The 17413-nt window shown below is 72.6% G+C and carries 15 protein-coding genes; 2 read left to right on the top strand and 13 right to left on the bottom strand.

Features of this window, described 5'->3' with window-relative positions:
- The first annotated feature begins 114 nt into the window (after positions 1-114).
- Positions 115-405 (top strand): WXG100 family type VII secretion target, encoded by a 291-nt coding sequence (locus AC0VXQ_RS02285; RefSeq protein WP_055684255.1) that lies wholly within the window; start codon positions 115-117, stop codon positions 403-405.
- 126 nt (positions 406-531) lie between these two features.
- On the opposite strand, the gene AC0VXQ_RS02280 is transcribed toward AC0VXQ_RS02285, so the two are convergent.
- From AC0VXQ_RS02280 to AC0VXQ_RS02245, 8 genes are all read right to left on the bottom strand, one after another.
- Positions 532-1626 carry a ribonuclease HI family protein gene (locus tag AC0VXQ_RS02280; RefSeq protein WP_081275347.1) on the bottom strand — a complete coding sequence of 365 codons (1095 nt, stop codon included), beginning with the start codon at positions 1624-1626 and terminating at the stop codon, positions 532-534.
- Between the two features lie 21 nt (positions 1627-1647).
- A complete protein-coding gene (locus AC0VXQ_RS02275; RefSeq protein ID WP_055684414.1) occupies positions 1648-2787 on the bottom strand; it encodes an isochorismate synthase in 1140 nt (379 codons plus the stop codon).
- 50 nt (positions 2788-2837) lie between these two features.
- Positions 2838-3599 carry an SDR family oxidoreductase gene (locus AC0VXQ_RS02270; protein ID WP_196825927.1) on the bottom strand — a complete coding sequence of 254 codons (762 nt, stop codon included), beginning with the start codon at positions 3597-3599 and terminating at the stop codon, positions 2838-2840.
- Positions 3596-4321: an isochorismatase family protein gene (locus AC0VXQ_RS02265; protein ID WP_100465051.1), complete on the bottom strand. Its 726-nt coding sequence runs from the start codon at positions 4319-4321 to the stop codon at positions 3596-3598. The genes AC0VXQ_RS02270 and AC0VXQ_RS02265 overlap by 4 nt, the downstream gene beginning before the upstream one ends.
- 79 nt (positions 4322-4400) lie before the next feature.
- A complete protein-coding gene (gene rlmC, locus AC0VXQ_RS02260; protein WP_196825926.1) occupies positions 4401-5546 on the bottom strand; it encodes a 23S rRNA (uracil(747)-C(5))-methyltransferase RlmC in 1146 nt (381 codons plus the stop codon).
- 118 nt (positions 5547-5664) lie between these two features.
- Positions 5665-7302: a chaperonin GroEL gene (groL, locus tag AC0VXQ_RS02255; protein WP_055684251.1), complete on the bottom strand. Its 1638-nt coding sequence runs from the start codon at positions 7300-7302 to the stop codon at positions 5665-5667.
- 341 nt (positions 7303-7643) lie between these two features.
- Complete coding sequence (locus AC0VXQ_RS02250) at positions 7644-8096, bottom strand: hypothetical protein (protein ID WP_475528966.1); 453 nt, start codon at positions 8094-8096, stop codon at positions 7644-7646.
- On the bottom strand, positions 8093-8323 hold the full coding sequence (locus AC0VXQ_RS02245) for a DUF3263 domain-containing protein (protein ID WP_055684413.1): 231 nt from the start codon (positions 8321-8323) through the stop codon (positions 8093-8095). Before AC0VXQ_RS02245 ends, AC0VXQ_RS02250 begins: the two co-directional genes overlap by 4 nt.
- 96 nt (positions 8324-8419) lie before the next feature.
- Here AC0VXQ_RS02245 and AC0VXQ_RS02240 point away from each other — a divergent pair, with 96 nt between their 5' ends.
- Positions 8420-9103, top strand: coding sequence for a uracil-DNA glycosylase (locus AC0VXQ_RS02240; protein ID WP_129357803.1), 684 nt, complete (start codon positions 8420-8422; stop codon positions 9101-9103).
- A gap of 62 nt (positions 9104-9165) precedes the next feature.
- Here AC0VXQ_RS02240 and AC0VXQ_RS02235 read toward each other — a convergent pair whose 3' ends face one another.
- From AC0VXQ_RS02235 to AC0VXQ_RS02215, 5 genes are all read right to left on the bottom strand, one after another.
- Positions 9166-11265, bottom strand: a complete 2100-nt coding sequence (locus tag AC0VXQ_RS02235) for a threonine/serine exporter family protein (protein WP_129357802.1) — start codon at positions 11263-11265, stop codon at positions 9166-9168.
- 72 nt (positions 11266-11337) lie between these two features.
- A complete protein-coding gene (locus tag AC0VXQ_RS02230) occupies positions 11338-12453 on the bottom strand; it encodes a lipid II:glycine glycyltransferase FemX (protein WP_055684248.1) in 1116 nt (371 codons plus the stop codon).
- 211 nt (positions 12454-12664) lie between these two features.
- Positions 12665-12943 (bottom strand): HPr family phosphocarrier protein, encoded by a 279-nt coding sequence (locus AC0VXQ_RS02225; RefSeq protein ID WP_055684247.1) that lies wholly within the window; start codon positions 12941-12943, stop codon positions 12665-12667.
- A 78-nt stretch (positions 12944-13021) separates the two neighbouring features.
- Positions 13022-14719, bottom strand: coding sequence for a phosphoenolpyruvate--protein phosphotransferase (gene ptsP / locus AC0VXQ_RS02220; RefSeq protein WP_055684246.1), 1698 nt, complete (start codon positions 14717-14719; stop codon positions 13022-13024).
- A 71-nt stretch (positions 14720-14790) separates the two neighbouring features.
- Positions 14791-17397, bottom strand: coding sequence for a PTS fructose transporter subunit IIABC (locus AC0VXQ_RS02215; RefSeq protein ID WP_081046049.1), 2607 nt, complete (start codon positions 17395-17397; stop codon positions 14791-14793).
- Positions 17398-17413: the final 16 nt, after the last annotated feature.

Below are 17413 nucleotides of genomic sequence, written 5' to 3'. Positions count from 1 at the left end.
CGACGGTTCCGAGATGAGCCTGTCGGCCTAGTCTCCTGGGCATGGGCACGCCGATCGGCGGCTCACCGCCCGCCCCGCGGAACCTCCGCCGGGCGCCGTTCGAAGGAGACCATCATGGCCCGTTTCGTCGTCGATTCCGAGATCATCGCCACCAAGACCGCCGAAGCCCGCGGCTTCATGGAGCGCATCACCTCCGAGGTCAACGGCATGACCGCCTCGCTGCAGGATCTGCAGAGCTCCTGGACCGGCTCCGCGTCGGTGAACTTCCAGGAGGTGCTCACCCACTGGCGGGCCACCCAGGCGCAGGTGGAGCAGTCCATCGGCGAGATCAACACGGCCCTGTCCCACGCCGGGGTCAACTACGCCGACACGGAGGCCGCCAACGCCGCGATGTTCATCGGCTGACCCGGACGGGCGCTGCCCTCGGGCGCGCCGGGCACGGGTGCTCCGGCTCGGGGCAGGCTCATCCGAGTTCGGGGTCCCGGGCTCCCGCTGCCTCGCGCGGGCACCGGCCCCGCCTGCCGGGTCGGGTCAGTCCTCGGGGGTGTCCTGGCGCAGCAGCAGCCGCCACCCGGGGCCCTCCTGCTCTGCCCCGGCCCGGGTCCACAGGCTGGAGCGCAGCAGGGGGCCCCGGCGCCCGGCGGCCCGACTGATCAGCAGCACGGAGTCCGGGTCCGGGCGCAGGGCGCCCAGCGGCTCCGGGTCGGTGTCCTGGGCGAAGGCCTGCTGCGGGTAGCGCAGCGCGGTCTCGCGATCCGCGACCCGTCCCCGCCGGGTCACCCAGGTCAGGTCGGGATGCAGGTGCCGCCCCAGGGCCCGCGGATCCTCGTGCAGCTGCGGCCGGCCCAGGGCCGCCTCGAGGCGCCGGACGACGTCGAGGTCGGCGGCGGGGGCAGTCCCGTCGGCGTCGGAGGCAGACCCGTCTGCCACGGTCCTGCCAGCGACGGCGGTGTCGACCGAGCCATCGACAACGGCGGTGCCGGCCGAGGCGTCGGCGCGGGTTTCCTGCGACCGGGTGAGTCCGCTCCCCGGCGTCGCGGAGGCATCCCGCGCCGAGGCTGCCGCCTGCGAGGCGGGCGCGCCCGCCCGGGCGCGATCTCCGGAGGGGAAGCCGGGACCGCGCTCGGGTTCGCGCCCGCGCTGATAGGCGGTGGCCGCGGCCCGGGCGCGGGCATCGGCGGCTTCGTTCAGCGCGTGCCCGGCGTGGCCCTTGACCCACTCGAACTCGCAGCGCCGACCCTGCATCGCGGCGTCGAGCGCCTCGAGCAGGTCCCGGTTCAGCACCGGCTTGCGGTCCTTCTTCCGCCACCCGTTGCGCTTCCAGCCGGGCATCCACCGGGTGATGCAGTTGATCGCGTACTGGCTGTCGCACAGGATCCGCAGCGGCCGCTCCGGCCGATCCGCGGTGGCCTCCAGCAGGGCCAGCACGGCCTTGAGCTCGCCCATGTTGTTGGTCCCGTGCGGCCAGCCCCCGGCCTCCCAGGTGTCCTCATCCACGTACCAGGCCCACCCGGCCGGGCCGGGGTTGCCCAGGGCGGAGCCGTCCGCGGCGGCCACCAGCGGCTGTCCGTCCCCGGCGGTCTCGGCAGCGGATGCGGAACGGGTGGGGGAAGCCTCGGGGGTCATGGGTCCGGATTCTACCGAGTCCTACCGCGCCGGGCGGGCCCGGGCATCCAGCCCCAGGGCGGCCAGGAACGTGGAGAGCTTGGTCCCGGTCTCCGCGTGCTCGCCGTCGGGGGTGGAGCCCTCCACGATGCCGGCCCCGGCGAACAGCACGGCCCGGCGCGCGCCCACCCGGGCGCTGCGCAGGTTCAGGGCCCACTCGCCGTCGCCGTCCGGGCCGCACCAGCCCACCAGCCCGCCGAAGAAGCCGCGGCGGTGCGGCTCCAGCTCCTCGATCATCCGCAGGGCGGTGTCCCGCGGGCTGCCGCAGATCGCCGGGGTCGGGTGGATGGCCCGGGCCGCATCCAGCGCGGTGACGCCGGGCTTCAGCCGCCCCGTGATCCGGGTGCCCAGGTGCCACAGCTGCGGGGTGGCCAACAGGGAGGGGGCGGCCGGCACGTCCAGCTCCTCGCACAGCGGATCCAGGCGGCGGGCGATGTCCTGGATCACGGTCGCGTGTTCGCCCCGATCCTTGGGCGAGCGCATCAGCTGCTCCCCGATCTGCACGTCCTCCGTGGCGTCGCGGGCCCCGGCGCGGCTGGCCGAGCCGGCCAGCGGGTGCGTGGTGCACACCCCGTCCCGCACGGACATGACCAGCTCGGGGCTGGCGCCCAGATGCCACGGGGTCTCGACCTCCTGGCCCTCCCCCGCCCGGGGGTCGCGACAGGCGAAGACGTAAGCCCGGGGGTGCTGGGCGAGCAGGTTGCGATGCACGGCGGCCGGATCCAGTGGGGCCGCGGCGTCGTAGTCCAGCCGCAGCAGCCGGGACAGGACGATCTTCTCCAGCTGCCCGTCGTGCAGGCGGGCGACGGCGGCGGCCACCACCTCCCGGAAGGCGGGGCTGTCCAGCCCGTGCACCGCGCGGGGAGCGGGCAGGGCGGCGGCCTGTGCCGTCGGCTCTGGGTCCCCCGGACGGGAGTCCTGCGCGGGGGTGCGCTCCCAGCGGCGCGGCACCAGCAGCAGGGGCTCTTGTACGGGATGGAAGGGCAGCAGCCCCGCCACGGCGGTGCCGTGCTCGGCGGCCGCGGCCAGCGCCTGCGCCTCGGGCAACCCGGTCAGCGGGTCCTCCCCGCGCACCCGCCCCCAGGGGGTGCTCATGCAGAAGGCGGGCAGGGTGGGGCTCATGGGATCCTCCGATCCGGTGGTGGAGAAGTGTGCGGGCTCGAGGCCGGGCATCAGAAGGTCGCCCCGCCGTCGACCACCACGTCCTGCAGGCTCACGTGCCGGGCCCGCTCGGAGACGAGGAAGCGGGCCACCTCGGCGATATCCGCGGGCTCGGCGATGCGGCCCAGGGGGATGCCGAGGCGGAAGTCCTCGGGACTGCCGGCCACGGGCACGGCGCTGCGGTCCTCGCCGTCCCAGCCGGAGGTGACCATGGGGGTGCGGGTGGTGCCGGGGCTGACCGCGTTGCAGCGGATGCCGTGGCGGGCCAGCTGCAGGCCGAAGCTGCGGGTCACCGACGTCGCGGCGGCCTTGGAGGCCCCGTAGGCCCCGAACTCGGTGCGCGGCACGCGCCCGGCGTTGGAGCTGATGGTCACGATCCCGCGTCGGTTGCCCGGGTCCTGCGCACGCTGCCGGATCATCAGGCCCGCGCTCTCACGCAGCACGAGGAACACCGCCCGGGCGTTGAAGGCCAGGATCTCGTCCCACTCCCGCACGGAGGTCTCCAGCAGCGGGGCGGCGTGCACGATGCCGGCGGCGTGGACCGCCCCGGTCAGCTGCTGCCCGGACTCCTCGATCCCGCGCAGCAGGTCAACGACGTCGCGCTCGGCGGAGACGTCCAGGACGGCCGGGGTGATGCGCTCGGGGTCGGGCCAGCCCTGCGGATCCGGCATGACCCGGTCCGCGGCCCACACGTGGTGCCCGTCCTCGGCCAGCAGCCTGACCACCTGGCTGCCGATCCCGCCGGCGGCTCCGGTGACGAGGACCGCGCTCATCGGCTGACCCCCTGGCCCTGCTCATCTTGGGCATCCTGCCAGGAGGCCAGGATCTCGGCCGTGTCCTGCACGCGGGCGCAGCGGCCGGCGGCGTAGTCCAGGGCCCGCACGTGGTCCTCGCGGGTGAAGTCCGCGAGCGCGTCGGCGACGAGGAAGGCCTGGACGTCCAGCATGAAGGCGTCCAGGGCGGTGGCCAGGCACCCGATGTGCGCGTACACCCCGGTGATCACCAGCTGGTCCCGGCCCCGGGCCAGCAGCTGCTCGCGCAGGGTCGAGCGCATGAACGCGGAGTAGCGCCACTTGGGCAGGATGATGTCCCCCTCGGCGGGGGCGAGCTCGTCGATGATCCGCGCCTGGGCGTCGGTGCTCAGCCCGGTCCCCCAGAAGTCGGTGAGCAGGGCCCGGTCGGCCAGGTCCTGCCGCGGCGGCTGAGCGGTGTAGACGATGGGGATCCCCGCCTTGCGGGCGGTCTCCAGCAGAGCGGCGATGCGGCCCACCGCCACGTCGATCTGCGCCGCGCCGACCGGGGCCGCCTCGCCCTGCGCCGAGCCCTCGCCGGCCTCGCCCTCCGCGCCGTCCTCCCCGCTCTGGAAGGCGTCGATGAAGTAGCTCTGCATGTCGTGGACCAGCAGGGCGCTGCGGGTGGGGTCCGCGGTCCAGTCGACGGCGGCGGCGGGCCGATCCTGCGGCAGGGTGTAGGCGGGGATGGTGGGTAGGGGCATGGGGCTCCTTCGTGTCTCGGGGCCCCGACGCGGAGCCCTCCCCAACGTAGTCACACCTAACTTCCTGGTCAATGCCGGGTCACCTGCGGCTGAGCAGGACCATGGTCTCGGCGTGATCGGTCTGCGGGAACATGTCGAACAGCCGCGCCCGCCGCACGCTCAGGGACGGCATCGCCGACAGGTCCCGGACCAGGCTCGGGGCGTGGCAGCTGGAGTAGATCACGGTGGGGATGCCGGACCCCTCGATCCAGGCGGCCAGCTCCGGCCCCAGGCCCCGGCGCGGCGGGTTGACCACCAGCGCCTCCGGGGCCCGGCGTCCGGCGCCCGCCGCGATGCCGGTGGCGATGCCCGTCGCGTCCCCCGCGGTGAAGCGCACCCGTTCCAGCCCGAGGTCCGCGGCCGTGGTCCGCGCCGCGGCGACCGCCTGCTCGCTGATCTCCAGGCCCAGCACCCGCGCCCCGGGAACCCGGCGCGCGGCGTGCAGGGCGAAGCCGCCGACGCCGCAGTACAGGTCCCAGAGGCCGCCCGCCCCGGAGTCGGCGAACCAGTCCGCGCCCTGGCGGTACAGCGCCGCGGCGATGTGCGAGTTGGTCTGGAAGAAGCCCTGGGGCCGCAGGGCCAGGGGGATGCCGTTCAGGCGCATCGGCAGGGTGGCCTGCTCGGTCAGGGTGATCTCCTCGGGGCCCTCCAGGATGGCCTGGTGCTCCCGCTGGATGTTCACGGAGACCACGCGAGCGGCGGGCAGCAGCTCCAGGATGCGGGGCAGGCCCCGCTTGAGGGGCACGAGGTGCTTCTTGGAGCGCAGGACGAAGCGCAGTAGCAGCTCACCGTCCGGGGAGATGGTCAGCAGCAGGTGCTTCAGCTCCCCGCGGCGGGCCGGGACGTCGTAGGGGGTCAGCCCGAACTCGCCGATGATCCGGCGCAGGGCGGGCATCGCGGCCAGCAGCTGCGGCGGGTACAGGCCGCAGCCGGTGAGATCGATGCCGTGTCCCTCCCGGTCCAGGATGCCCAGCAGCGGGCGCTCGACGGTGCCGCTGACGACCATCTTGGCCTTGTTGCGGAACCCGGATTCCGGGCTGGGCACCGGCTCCAGCCACGCCTCGGGCCGGTGCGGGGCCAGCAGCTGCCGCAGCCGCTCCTGCTTGTCGGCCAGCTGCGCCGGATACGGCTCGTTCATGCGGGTGCAGGAGCGGCAGAGTCCGGCGTCGTAGTAGTCGCAGTGCATGGCGTGGTCGAGTCTACTGTCCACGTCAGGAACGCGGACGCGACCGGGCCCCGCCCGACCCCTCCCGCGTGGGGAGGGGACGAGCGGGGCCCGGAAGCGACGCGCGGTGCGCGGGTGGCTACATCATGCCGCCCATGCCGCCCATCCCGTCCATGCCGGCGGCGGCGTCGGCACCGGAGTTCTTCTCCGGCTTGTCCGCGACGACGGCCTCGGTGGTCAGGAACAGGCCCGCGATGGACGCGGCGTTCTGCAGGGCGGAGCGGGTGACCTTGACCGGGTCGTTGATGCCCGCGGCCATCAGGTCCTCGTACTCGCCGGTGGCGGCGTTGAGCCCGTGGCCGGGCTCCAGGTGGCGGACCTTGTCCGCGACCACGCCCGGCTCCAGCCCGGCGTTGGCGGCGATCTGCTTCAGCGGGGCGTCCACAGCGACCTTGACGATGTTCGCGCCGGTCTCCTCGTCCCCGGTGACCTGCAGGGTCTCGAAGGCCTTGACCCCGGCCTGGATCAGGGCGACGCCGCCGCCGGCGACGATGCCCTCCTCCACCGCGGCCTTGGCGTTGCGCACGGCGTCCTCGATGCGGTGCTTGCGCTCCTTCAGCTCGACCTCGGTGGCGGCACCGGCCTTGAGCACGGCCACGCCGCCGGCCAGCTTCGCCAGGCGCTCCTGCAGCTTCTCGCGGTCGTAGTCGGAGTCGGTGTTGGCGATCTCGGCGCGGATCTGGGAGACCCGGCCCTCGATCTGCTCCTGGGCGCCGGCCCCGTCCACGATGGTGGTCTCGTCCTTGGTGACGACGACCTTGCGGGCCTGGCCCAGCTCGTTGAGGGTCGCGGTCTCCAGGGAGAGCCCGACCTCTTCGGTGATGACCTGGCCGCCGGTGAGGATCGCGATGTCGGCCAGCTGGGCCTTGCGGCGGTCGCCGAAGCCGGGGGCCTTCACAGCCACGGACTTGATGGACCCGCGCATCTTGTTCAGCACCAGCAGGGCCAGGGCCTCGCCCTCGACGTCCTCGGCGATGATCAGCAGCGGCTTGCCGGACTGCATGACCTTCTCCAGCACGGGGACGAGGTCCTTCACGTTGGAGATCTTGGAGTTGACGATGAGGATGTAGGGATCCTCGAGCACGGCCTCCTGGCGGTCCGCGTCGGTGACGAAGTAGCCGGAGAGGAAGCCCTTGTCGAAGCGCATGCCCTCGGTCAGCTCCAGCTCGAGGCCGAAGGTGTTGGACTCCTCGACGGTGATGACGCCTTCCTTGCCGACCTTCTCCATCGCCTGGGCGATGAGCTTGCCGATCTCCGGGTCACCGGCGGAGATGGAGGCGGTCGCGGCGATCTGCTCCTCGGTCTCGATCTCCTTGGCGGAGCCCAGCAGCTCGGCGGTCACGGCCTCCACGGCCTTCTCGATGCCGCGCTTCAGGGACAGCGGATCGGCACCGGCGGCCACGTTGCGCAGTCCCTCGCGCACCAGAGCCTGGGCGAGGACGGTCGCGGTGGTGGTGCCGTCACCGGCGATGTCGTCGGTCTTCTTGGCGACCTCCTTGACCAGCTCGGCGCCGATCTTCTCGTAGGCGTCCTCGAGCTCGATCTCCTTGGCGATGGACACGCCGTCGTTGGTGATCGTGGGAGCGCCCCACTTCTTCTCGAGCACGACGTTGCGCCCGCGCGGCCCCAGGGTGACCTTGACGGCGTCCGCCAGGGTGTTCAGGCCCTTCTCGAGCCCGCGGCGAGCCTCTTCATCGAAAGCAATCAGTTTGGCCATGTCGGCGTGCGTCCCTCCTGGACGATGGTTCGGGGAGTTCCTCCACCGCGGCGCCCGCGACGGCCGCGCCCGTGATCGGGTCCGGCGCTTCCGCGCCGTGTCCCGCCCCGAGCGCTCACCGCGGTGAGGGAGGTGTCCGCATCCCCTCCGGCGCCGATCACGACGTCGCCTCGCCTCGGTCGGCGAGCGCCGCGACTTAGCAGTTGGACGGGATGAGTGCTAACCCCAATCTTGGCACTCGCCCTCGGAGAGTGCAAACGTCTCGCCGCCGGACTCCGCCCTGGGCGGACGCCGCGGCGACACGCCTCGACGGGTAGTCCCGCAGGGGCCCGCGGGCCGACTCAGCCGTGGGTCAGCACGACGGTGACCTGCGCGCTCCACTCCTCGGAGGCCCGCACCGCGGTGACCCCCAGATCCTGGGCGACCCGACGGGCCTGCGCCGAGGCGCCGGCCTGCTCGGTCGCGGAGGACCCGGAGGAGGCGGTGGCGCTGGCCGAGGCCACCGGTTCGCTCTGGGTTGATTCGCTCTGGGCCTCGGGCGCCGCGGAGCGCGGCTGGTAGATGAACATCAGGGCCCCGAGCACCAGGGCCAGGGCTCCGGCGAGGATCACCGCGCCGGTGGTGCGCCGGGAGACCGCCTTGGCGGGCGCGGCGGCGCGATACACCCCTCGGTGCGCGGAGTCGGCCGGCACCTCGTCGAAATCGTCGGGGGCGTACTCCTCGGTCTCGGCCATGCTGTCCTCACGCTGATCGGGTCGGGGCTGGGCACCGCGCGGGGAGGCGATGCGGCTCATGGAGCCAGGGTACCGCCCGGATCCCGCTGCTCCCTCAATCGCCGGGTCAGGGCCGGTTCGGCGGCGATGGCCCGGGGGTCGTCCAGCAGGGCGTTGAGCCGCAGGTGGTACTCGACCGCGCCCATGCCCAGCTCGCGGCGGATGGCCCGCTCCTTGGAGCCGGGACGGCGCCAGGTGCGCTTCTCCAAGGCCAGCACGGCGCGTTCGGTCTCGGTCAGGGGCTGCACGGTGAGCCAGTCTAGTCGCGCCGCCCGGTAGCCTGGTGGGGTGCGCGGCGGCCGTCCGCGCCGCCGCTGTCCGACGTCTCCATCCGCAGGAGGACCATGCCCCCCCAGCCGCTGACCGAGATCATGGCCGAGGACTGGGCGCGGGCCCTGGCCCCGGTGGAGGAGCGCATCCGCGCCATGGGTGACTTCCTGCGCACGGAGCACGCCCAGGGGCACCGCACGCTGCCGCCGTCCCAGGACGTGTTCCGCGCCTTCCGGGAGCCGATGGCGGCGGTGCGGGTGCTGATCATCGGGCAGGACCCGTACCCGACGCCCGGGCACGCGATGGGCCTGTCCTTCTCGGTGCGTCCCGAGGTGCGTCCCCTGCCCCGCTCCCTGGTGAACATCTACCGGGAGCTCGGCGAGGACCTGGGGCTGCCCGCACCGCGGCACGGGGACCTGTCGGCCTGGTCCCGCCAGGGCGTCATGCTGATGAACCGGTGCCTGTCCGTGCGCGCCGGGGACGCCGGCTCGCACCGGAACCGAGGCTGGGAGGAGATCACAGACTGCGCGATCCGGGCCCTGGGTTCTCGCGACACCCCGCTGGTGGCGATCCTGTGGGGTCGGGATGCCCGCAGCGCCGGGGCGCAGCTGGGGCCGCAGGTGCCGAAGATCGAATCCGTGCACCCCTCCCCGCTGTCCGCCTCCCGCGGCTTCTTCGGGTCCCGGCCCTTCAGCCGAGCCAACGAGGCCCTGCAGAAGCAGGGCGCGCAGCCGGTGGACTGGCGCCTGCCGGGCTGACCCGCCCCCCCGTCGTCGCGGGCTCTCCCCGTCACTGCCATCAGCCGCGGGGAGGGGCGGGCTCAGGTCGTCGCGGGTCTCTCCCGGCGCATGAACGGGCGCATGAGGTAGTTGCCCAGCACGACGGCCGCAGCCAGCGAGAGGATGGTCGCCCCGGCGTTGATGATCGGCACGAGACCCTGCACCGGGTCCACATCCACCGTGAACATGTACATGCCGCGGAAGATGGACAGACCCGGCAGCAGGAACGTCACCCCGGGCACCGCGATGACCACCTGCGGGATCGTCCACCGATCCGCGATCCACGCGGAGACGCAGCCCACCCCCACCGCACCGATCATCGAGATCATGCGCGGGCCCATCCCCAGGGAGGACACGGCGTAGTAGGCCGCCAGACCCGCCGCACCGCTGAGCACGCCCGGGACGATGTGCCGGACCCTCACCTGCAGGGACACCGCGATCATCGCCGTGGCGGCCAGCATGAAGGACACGTGCACGGCCGGCTGGGCGCCGGTGAACACGGCCTGCTGCACGTCGATCTTCTGCGATCCGAAGAACAGGGATGTGGTCGAGATCGCCAGCGCCAGGCCCGCGATCAGGCCCAGGAAGGTCAGCCCCGTGGACACCAGTCGGCCCGCGGCCGTCACCGGGAACCCGTTGATCGCGTCCTGGACCATGGAGACCAGACTCAGGGTGGGCAGCAGCATGATCAACCCGGAGGCGACGACGTGCGCCGGGGAGACGTCCAGCCCCAGACCGGAGGCTGTCAGCGCGGCCGCCGTGATCATCGCCGCATCCACCACGGAGATGAAGAACCCGGGGATGCCGCGGCGGGAGATCCAGCCCGAGACGATGAAGATCACGCCGAACGTCGCCGAGGCCAAGGTGGCCCCCCGCCACGTGCCGCCGATGCCGATGGTCAGGAAGAACGCCGCGAGGATGTTCGCGGCCGTCGTCATCCAGCGGGGGAAGGGCTTGGGCTCGGACATGATCCTGTCCAGGCGCCGCTCCGCCTCCGCGCGGGAGAGCCCGCCTTCGGTGATGGTCTTGACCAGCCGGTGCGTGTCGGTCAGCCCGGAGTAGTTGTCCGACCACGAGCGCACCACCCGCACCACGGTGTGGCTGAACGTGCCCTCAGCGTCGTCCTGGGCGACGCTGCTCAGGCGCCCCGAACCGGCCACGTAGTTGATGGTCACGGACTGGTTGGTGATGTCCACGTCCACGTCCTCGACGCCGTAGGTGGCGCAGGTCGCGGCGATCGCGGTCTCCACCTCGAGGGAGCCGGCGCCGAAGTGGAACATGGCCTCGGCCAGGCGCAGCGCGAAGTTCAGGGTCCGGCGGGCCTCGGAGTGCTCCCGATTGCGCCGCGGATTGGCGAAGGGGGTGTTGGCCAGGCGCTGCACGATGCGCATGGGCGCCGTCGGGAGGCTCTCGGACCGGATCATGCGCCGCAGCCCGCTGGCCAGGGAGCGGGGGGCGGGGCGCTTGACGGGCAGCGCGGTGGCAGAGGGGTAGCTGGCCTGGGCGACCGCGCCCATCGGCGGGGTGCCCGCATCCGGCGTTCCCGGACTCCGGACGCCGGCGGCCGGGGAGCCGGTGGGCTGGGGGACCCCCGCGGACTGGGTCCCGGTGGCGCCCAGCGGCGTCGAGGTCTGGTCCGGGCCCAGAGGCTGGGAGTCGCTGTAGAGGTCCCGCGGCACGTCCCGGGCGGCGCTGAGCATGCCGCCGACACCGGGCCCGCCCGCGGAGCCGGCGGTGTCCGCCCCCGGTCCGGGGCCGATCGGTCCGGTGCCCGCGTGCCCCTCTCCGAGAGCATCCGAGGCCGCGTCCGGCCCGGAGACCGTCCCCTGCTCACCGGACTCCGGGGCCAGCCCCCAGATGTCGGCCAGCGACTGATCGCGGACCTGGGAGCGGTGGATGTGCGGGAAGCCCTGGGCCGGGTCCGTGCCGGACTGCGCCCCCGGCACGGACGACGGCGCCGTCTGCGTCGCGGGAGCCGCGGGAGCGGGGTCGGTGTCCGCGGCGGAGAAGGGATCGGCGAGGTCCTGAGCGTCGGCATCCGGGCCGAAGGGGTCCACGGGAGCCGCGGTCTCCTCCTCCGGCAGCCCGGAGGAGGGGTACGCGCCCTTCGGCGGCGTCCCGTCGTCCTGCACCTCGCGCATCCTCTCTCCTTCTCCGCGCACGCTCGGCTCCACCCCGCACTCACGTCTCCCGGGGTCCCCCGGAAGCGGGGATCAGTAGAAGGGCTGCTGGGTGCGCCGCCACCAGATCTGGCGCATGACCTTCTCCACGATGCGCACCCACAGCCGGTACTGGACCGGGCGCAGCACCTGGTCCCACACGCCCACGTAGTCGATGACGGACTTGGTGAAGCTGGTCTTGAACAGGCCCAGACCGTAGTAGTGGTGCTCCTTGTTCTTCAGCTGGTCCTTCGGCGGGGTCCCGCAGAAGTCGTACTGCTCGATGCCGTAGTCCTTCATCAGGTCGGTCAGCGCCCGCCACTGCACCAGATGGGAGTCCCCGTACTGCTTGCGGCGGGGCTTGGAGCCGCCGTCCTTGTAGGTTCCCTTGCGGCCGTAGCGGATCACGTACGCGCCGACGGAGGGCTGGCCGTCCTCGTAGGTGAAGTACAGCCGGCCCTGGCCGGCCGCGGCGAAGGTCGTCCAGAACTGGCGGTAGTACTCGTAGGAGCGCAGGTTCACGTTCGCGTGCCCCTGCCCGACGGTGTCCATGAGGGCGTACATCGCCTTCATGTTCTCCTCGGTCAGCTCCACCTGCTCCACCTCGGCGCCCTCGCGGATCGCCCGGCGCACGGCGTTGCGCCCGCGGGAGTGCAGGGACTTCAGCACGGCCTCCTCGTCCTTGTCCGTGTCCAGCACGGCCGTGGAGTCGTTGGGCTGGATGTTGAACTGCTTGACCAGACCGGCCCGGTGCAGGAAGGCCGCCCGCTCCGGGGAGTCCAGGATGTCCGGCTCGATCTTGATCGCGAAGACGTCCAGGCCCTCGCGGCGCACGAACTCGCGGTTGGCGTCCAGGATCGCGGGGATGTCCCGCACGTCGGCCACGTCCGGGCCCTTGATCATGTACCAGAGCCGTCCCAGCAGGGGCACCCGCTTCTCCAGCACGAGGTTGTAGCTGGCCACGGTCTGCTCGACGGCGCCGCCGTCGGCCCCGGGGCGCTCGGTGGTGCCTTCATAGACCAGGTGCACGGGCTTCCATCCGTGCCGGGCCTTGACGGCGGCGAAGGAGGCCGACTGCAGCAGGTTGCCGCCGTTCGGGTTCTCGGTGACGTGCTCGTCCCAGGAGTCGATCTCCTCGGCGGTGGCGAAGCGGGCGGTGAAGTGTCTCAAGGAGTCCTCGGTATCCACGGGTGGCGGGCGGCTCGACGGCGGTGCAGGCCGGTCGGCGCCCTGGGTCTTCGGTGTCCCAGTCTACGGGGGCGCCCGAGGCCGGTGCGCGCACCCCTCGGGGCGTGCGCGGGAGTCGACCCGGGCGCGGCAGAGGCCCGGGGCGCGCCACCTACGAGGGGTGCGTCCCGGGCCTCTGGGGTGCGCCGGTGGGTTACTCGGCGTCGTGGTCCGTCTCGAGGATCTTCACGAGGCTGTCCAGGGCCTCGTCGGCGCCCTCGCCCTCGGCGCGCAGCACGACCTTGTCGCCGTGCTTGGCGCCCAGGGACATCAGGGACAGGATCGACGAGGCGTCCATGGCCTCATCGGCCGGCTCGCCCTCGGCGGCGATGGTGACCTCGACGGGCAGGTCACCGGCGGCCTCGGCGAAGATCGCGGCGGGGCGGGCGTGCAGGCCCACGCGGGAGGCGACGGTAGCGGTACGTTCTGCCATGGTTTCTCTCCTTGGATCGATCAGGAATCGACGGTTGCTCGCGGACCCGCCACGGCGGGTGCGCGATGTGTCACGGACCTACAGTCCGAGCTCATCGAGGACGGGCAGCTCGGCCCGCGCCACGTCCTTGGCGTTCTCCGCGGACCGCGCATCCAGCACCTGGACCGCGATCTGCTGGGCTTTCTCCAGCGTAACGGATTTCAGCACGGCGGCGACGGCGGGGATCGAGCGGGTGTTCATGGACAGGGCGTTCACGCCCAAGCCCACCAGCACCACCGCGAGCGCCGGATCCGCGGCGGCCTCGCCGCACACGGACACGCTCTTGGCCTTCCCGGTCTCCTCCTCGGCCTGGCGAGCGCCGCGCACGGTCAGATCGATCATGCGCAGCACGCCGGGCTGCCACGGATTGTTCAGCTCGGCCAGGGGCCCGAGCAGCCGGTCCGCGGCCATCGTGTACTGGGTGAGGTCGTTGGTGCCCATGGACACGAAGTCCACCTCGTGGAGGATGTCCCGGGAGGTCACCGCGGCCGAGGGGGTCTCGACCATGACGCCGTGGGTCTTCAGCCCGGCCTCCTCGAGCATCGCCGAGAAGTCGTGGGCCTCAGGGGCCGTGGAGATCATCGGGGCCATGGCCCACACGTCGGCGGTGGAGTCCTTCGCGGCGGCGGCGATCGCCTCGATCTGGCGCTGCAGCACCCCCGGGGAGGTCCAGTCGGTGCGGTACCCGCGCACGCCCAGCGCCGGGTTGGGCTCGGAGGTGTCGGTCAGGAACGGCAGCGGCTTGTCGGCCCCGGCGTCCAGGGTGCGCACCACGATGTGGCGGCCGGGGAAGGCGTCGAAGACGGTCTTGTACTCGACGGTCTGCTCCTCCACGGAGGGCTCCTCGTCCCGGTTCAGGAACGCGAACTCGGTGCGGAACAGCCCGATGCCCTCGGCCTTGGCCTCGGCCGCGGTCTGGGCGGCCTTGCCGTTGCCGACGTTGGAGTACAGGGGGATCTGGGTGCCGTCGGCCAGCTTCCCGGTGCCGTCGAACTCCGGCAGCGGCTTGCGGTTGGCGTAGGCCTGGGCGAGCCGGTACTCCTTCTCCCCGGGGGTGGTCACCACGGTGCCGTCGGTGGCGTCCACGTACACGGTGGTGCCGTTGGGGATCTCCAGGGCGCCGTTGGCCGCCACGATCGCGGGCAGACCGAGGTCGCGGGCGAGGATCGCGGTGTGCGCCTGGGGCCCGCCCTCGGAGGTGACCAGGGCGATGACCTTGGCCGGGTCCAGCGTCGCGGTGTCCGCGGGGGCGAGGTCCTCGGCCACGAGCACGAACTCGGTCTCGGACTCGGGGATGCCCGGGGCGGGCTGGCCGGTCAGCTGGGCGACGATGCGCGAGCGCACGTCCAGGATGTCGGTGACACGCTGGGCCATGTATCCGCCGAGGGCCTTCATCTGGGCGGCGTAGTCTCCGGCGGCCTCCCAGATGGCCCGCTCGGGGCTGAGCCCCTTGCCGGTCACGAGCTTGCCCGCGTTCTTCAGCAGCGCCTTGTCCCCGGCCATCAGGGCGGTGGACTTCAGCACGGCCGCGGCGTTGCCGCTGGCGCGTCCGGCGCGTTCCTTGAGGTTCTCCTTGACGGCCTCGGCGGCCTCCTTGAGCCGCTCGACGGCGGCTTCGGGGCTCTCCCCTTCGGTCAGGGTGCTCGCGGCATCCGGCTCGCGGATGGGTTCCGGCATCTGCAGCACGGGTCCGATGACGCGTCCTGCGGAGACGCCGACTCCGGTCAGCTTATCCATGATTCCTCAGTCCTTCGGTGTTGTCGGTGGCGTCGTCGAGGTCTTCGGCGATCTCTGGGGTGTCGCTCACACTAGGCGACCTGGGCTGCCTTGGCCTTCTCGGCCCCGGTCCGGGTGTTCCCGATCCGCTTGAGCAGCAGGTACATCGCGGCGGTGATGAGCATCCCCACGATCACCGCGACCAGGTACATGCCGGGGTTGGACACGACGGGCAGGATCCAGATGCCGCCGTGCGGGGCCTGGGAGGCCACCCCGGTGGACATGCAGATCGCGCCGGTCACGGCCGATCCCACGATCGAGGAGGGGATCACGCGCAGCGGGTCCGCCGCGGCGAAGGGGATGGCCCCCTCGGAGATGAAGGAGGCGCCCAGCAGCCAGGCGGCCCGGCCGTTGTTGATCTCCGCCTCGGTGAAGTACTTCTTGCGCAGGGTGGTCGCCAGGGCCATGCCCAGCGGGGTGGCCATGCCAGCGGCGATGACCGCGCCCATGATCTCCTGGGAGACCAGGGTCCCGGCGGACAGTCCGGCGGTGGCGAACAGGTAGGCCGTCTTGTTGATCGGCCCGCCCAGGTCCGCGCCCATCATGGCGCCGAGGATCAGCCCGAGCACCAGGGCCGAGGCCCCGGACATGGAGACCAGGAAGTCGTTCAGGGCGGTCATGACCCAGGCGATGGGCCGACCCAGCACCAGGAACATCAGCCCGGAGGAGACGATGGTCGCCACCAGCGGGATGATGACCACGGGCATCATCCCGGCCAGCCAGCGCGGCAGCTTGGGCTGCTGCAGGGCGTAGGCCACGACGCCGGCCAGCAGGCCGCCGACGATCCCGCCGAGGAAGCCCGCGCCCACCATGTTGGCCACCAGGCCGGCCGCGAAGCCGGGGGCGATGCCGGGGCGCCCGGCCATGCCGTAGCCGATGAACCCGGCCAGAGCCGGCACGAGCAGGCCGATCGCCTGCTGCCCGATCACGAAGATCACGGCGGCCAGGTACATCCACAGCCCGTGCTCGCCCGGGTTGAACAGGGTCGCCCCGCCGTCGGTCAGCGCCCCGTCCTGGATCCCGAGGATGCTGGGGGCGAGGTCCGCGACCTCGGACTTGTGCCCGACGATCGAGGACATCAGGAAGGCCAGGGCGATCATCAGGCCGCCGGCCGCGACGAACGGGATCATGTAGGACACGCCGGTCATCAGCGACTTGTAGATCCGTGAGCCCCAGGAGGCGTCGGCCCCGGAGGAGGACGAGGATCCCTCTTCCCGGGAGCCGGCTACGCGGCGGGCGTTCGGGTCCTTCGCGGCGGCCTCGGCTTCCTCGATCATGGCGACCGGCTCGTCGATGCCCCGCTTCACGGGGGATTCGACGACGGGCTTGCCGGCGAAGCGCGCGCGATCGCGCACGTCCACGGAGACGGCGAAGATCACGGCGTCCGCGGCGTCGATGGTGGCCTGGTCCAGGACCTCGTTGCCGGCCGAGCCCTGGGTCTCCACGTCCAGCTGCACGCCCATCTCCTCGGCGGCCTGCTTCAGCGCGTCGGCGGCCATGTAGGTGTGGGCGATGCCGGTGGGGCAGGCGGTCACGGCCACCAGCCGCGCCCGGTGCTCCGCATCGGCGGCGTCGGCACCCGACGAGGCGGCCGCAGCCCCGGCGGCGGAGGCCCCCGCGGTGGCCGAGGCCTGCTGCGCGGCGGCGTCCTGGGTCGGCTGCTGCGCTGCGGCGTCGTCCAGGCCGAGGGCCCGGTTGACGATCTCCACGATCTGCTCGGGGGTCTCGGCCTCGCGCAGGGCGGCCTTGAAGTCCTTCTTCATCAGGGATCGGGCGAGGGTGGACAGCAGCTTCAGGTGCTCCTGGTCCGCACCTTCGGGGGCGGCGATGAGGAAGATCAGGTCGGCGGGGCCGTCCTTGGCGCCGAAGTCCACGGCCGGGTTGGGCCGGGCCATGGCCAGGGAGGCGCGGGTGACGTGGGCGGAGCGGCAGTGCGGGATCGCGATGCCGCCGGGGATGCCGGTGTCGGTCTTGGACTCGCGGGCCTTCGCATCGGCGAACAGCCCGTCGGCGTCGTCGGCGCGCCCGTCGGCGGCGACCCGCCGGGTCAGCTCGCGGATGACGTCGAGGCGGTCCGAGCCGAGGTCCTGGTCGAGACTGACCAGGACGGGGGCGATCATGCCCGCGGGGGCCTGGGCCGGACGGGTGGGGCTCGCCGGGGCCGCGGCGGCGGCCGCGGGGCGCCCGGGGGCGTCCAGGGCGCCCTGCACCAGGTCCACGATCTCCTCGCGGGACGAGGCGGCGCGCAGGGCGGCGGTGAAGTCCTTCTTCATCAGCGAGCGGGCCAGGGTCGAGAGCAGCTTCAGGTGCTCCTGGTCGGCCCCGTCCGGGGCGGCGATGAAGAAGACGAGGTCCGCGGGGCCGTCCTTGGCCCCGAAGTCCCGACCCTCGGGCAGGCGCGCGACGGCCAGGGAGGCCTCGGTCACGGCCGCGGAGCGGCAGTGCGGGATCGCGATGCCGCCGGGGATGCCGGTGTCGGTCTTGGACTCGCGGGCCTTCGCGTCGGCGTAGAGGTCCTGGGCTGACGTGGCCCGTCCGGCCTCGGCGACGAGGCCTGCGAGGTGCCGGATGACGTCGAAGCGGTCATCGCCCAGCGTCTCGTCGAGGCTGACGAGATCCGCGGTGATCAGAGCTGGCATGAGCTCCTCCTTGGTG

This window comes from Rothia sp. QJM3NY_36 (assembly GCF_056173115.1).
This window is presented reverse-complemented; position numbering and strand designations above follow the sequence as displayed.

Coding starts and splice junctions, on each gene's coding strand:
- AC0VXQ_RS02285 (WP_055684255.1), top strand. CDS start 115: ATGGCCCGTTTCGTCGTCGATTCCGAGATCATCGCCACCAAGACCGCC.
- AC0VXQ_RS02280 (WP_081275347.1), bottom strand. CDS start 1,626: ATGACCCCCGAGGCTTCCCCCACCCGTTCCGCATCCGCTGCCGAGACC.
- AC0VXQ_RS02275 (WP_055684414.1), bottom strand. CDS start 2,787: ATGAGCCCCACCCTGCCCGCCTTCTGCATGAGCACCCCCTGGGGGCGG.
- AC0VXQ_RS02270 (WP_196825927.1), bottom strand. CDS start 3,599: ATGAGCGCGGTCCTCGTCACCGGAGCCGCCGGCGGGATCGGCAGCCAG.
- AC0VXQ_RS02265 (WP_100465051.1), bottom strand. CDS start 4,321: ATGCCCCTACCCACCATCCCCGCCTACACCCTGCCGCAGGATCGGCCC.
- rlmC (WP_196825926.1), bottom strand. CDS start 5,546: ATGCACTGCGACTACTACGACGCCGGACTCTGCCGCTCCTGCACCCGC.
- groL (WP_055684251.1), bottom strand. CDS start 7,302: ATGGCCAAACTGATTGCTTTCGATGAAGAGGCTCGCCGCGGGCTCGAG.
- AC0VXQ_RS02250 (WP_475528966.1), bottom strand. CDS start 8,096: ATGAGCCGCATCGCCTCCCCGCGCGGTGCCCAGCCCCGACCCGATCAG.
- AC0VXQ_RS02240 (WP_129357803.1), top strand. CDS start 8,420: ATGCCCCCCCAGCCGCTGACCGAGATCATGGCCGAGGACTGGGCGCGG.
- AC0VXQ_RS02235 (WP_129357802.1), bottom strand. CDS start 11,265: ATGCGCGAGGTGCAGGACGACGGGACGCCGCCGAAGGGCGCGTACCCC.
- AC0VXQ_RS02225 (WP_055684247.1), bottom strand. CDS start 12,943: ATGGCAGAACGTACCGCTACCGTCGCCTCCCGCGTGGGCCTGCACGCC.
- ptsP (WP_055684246.1), bottom strand. CDS start 14,719: ATGGATAAGCTGACCGGAGTCGGCGTCTCCGCAGGACGCGTCATCGGA.
- AC0VXQ_RS02215 (WP_081046049.1), bottom strand. CDS start 17,397: ATGCCAGCTCTGATCACCGCGGATCTCGTCAGCCTCGACGAGACGCTG.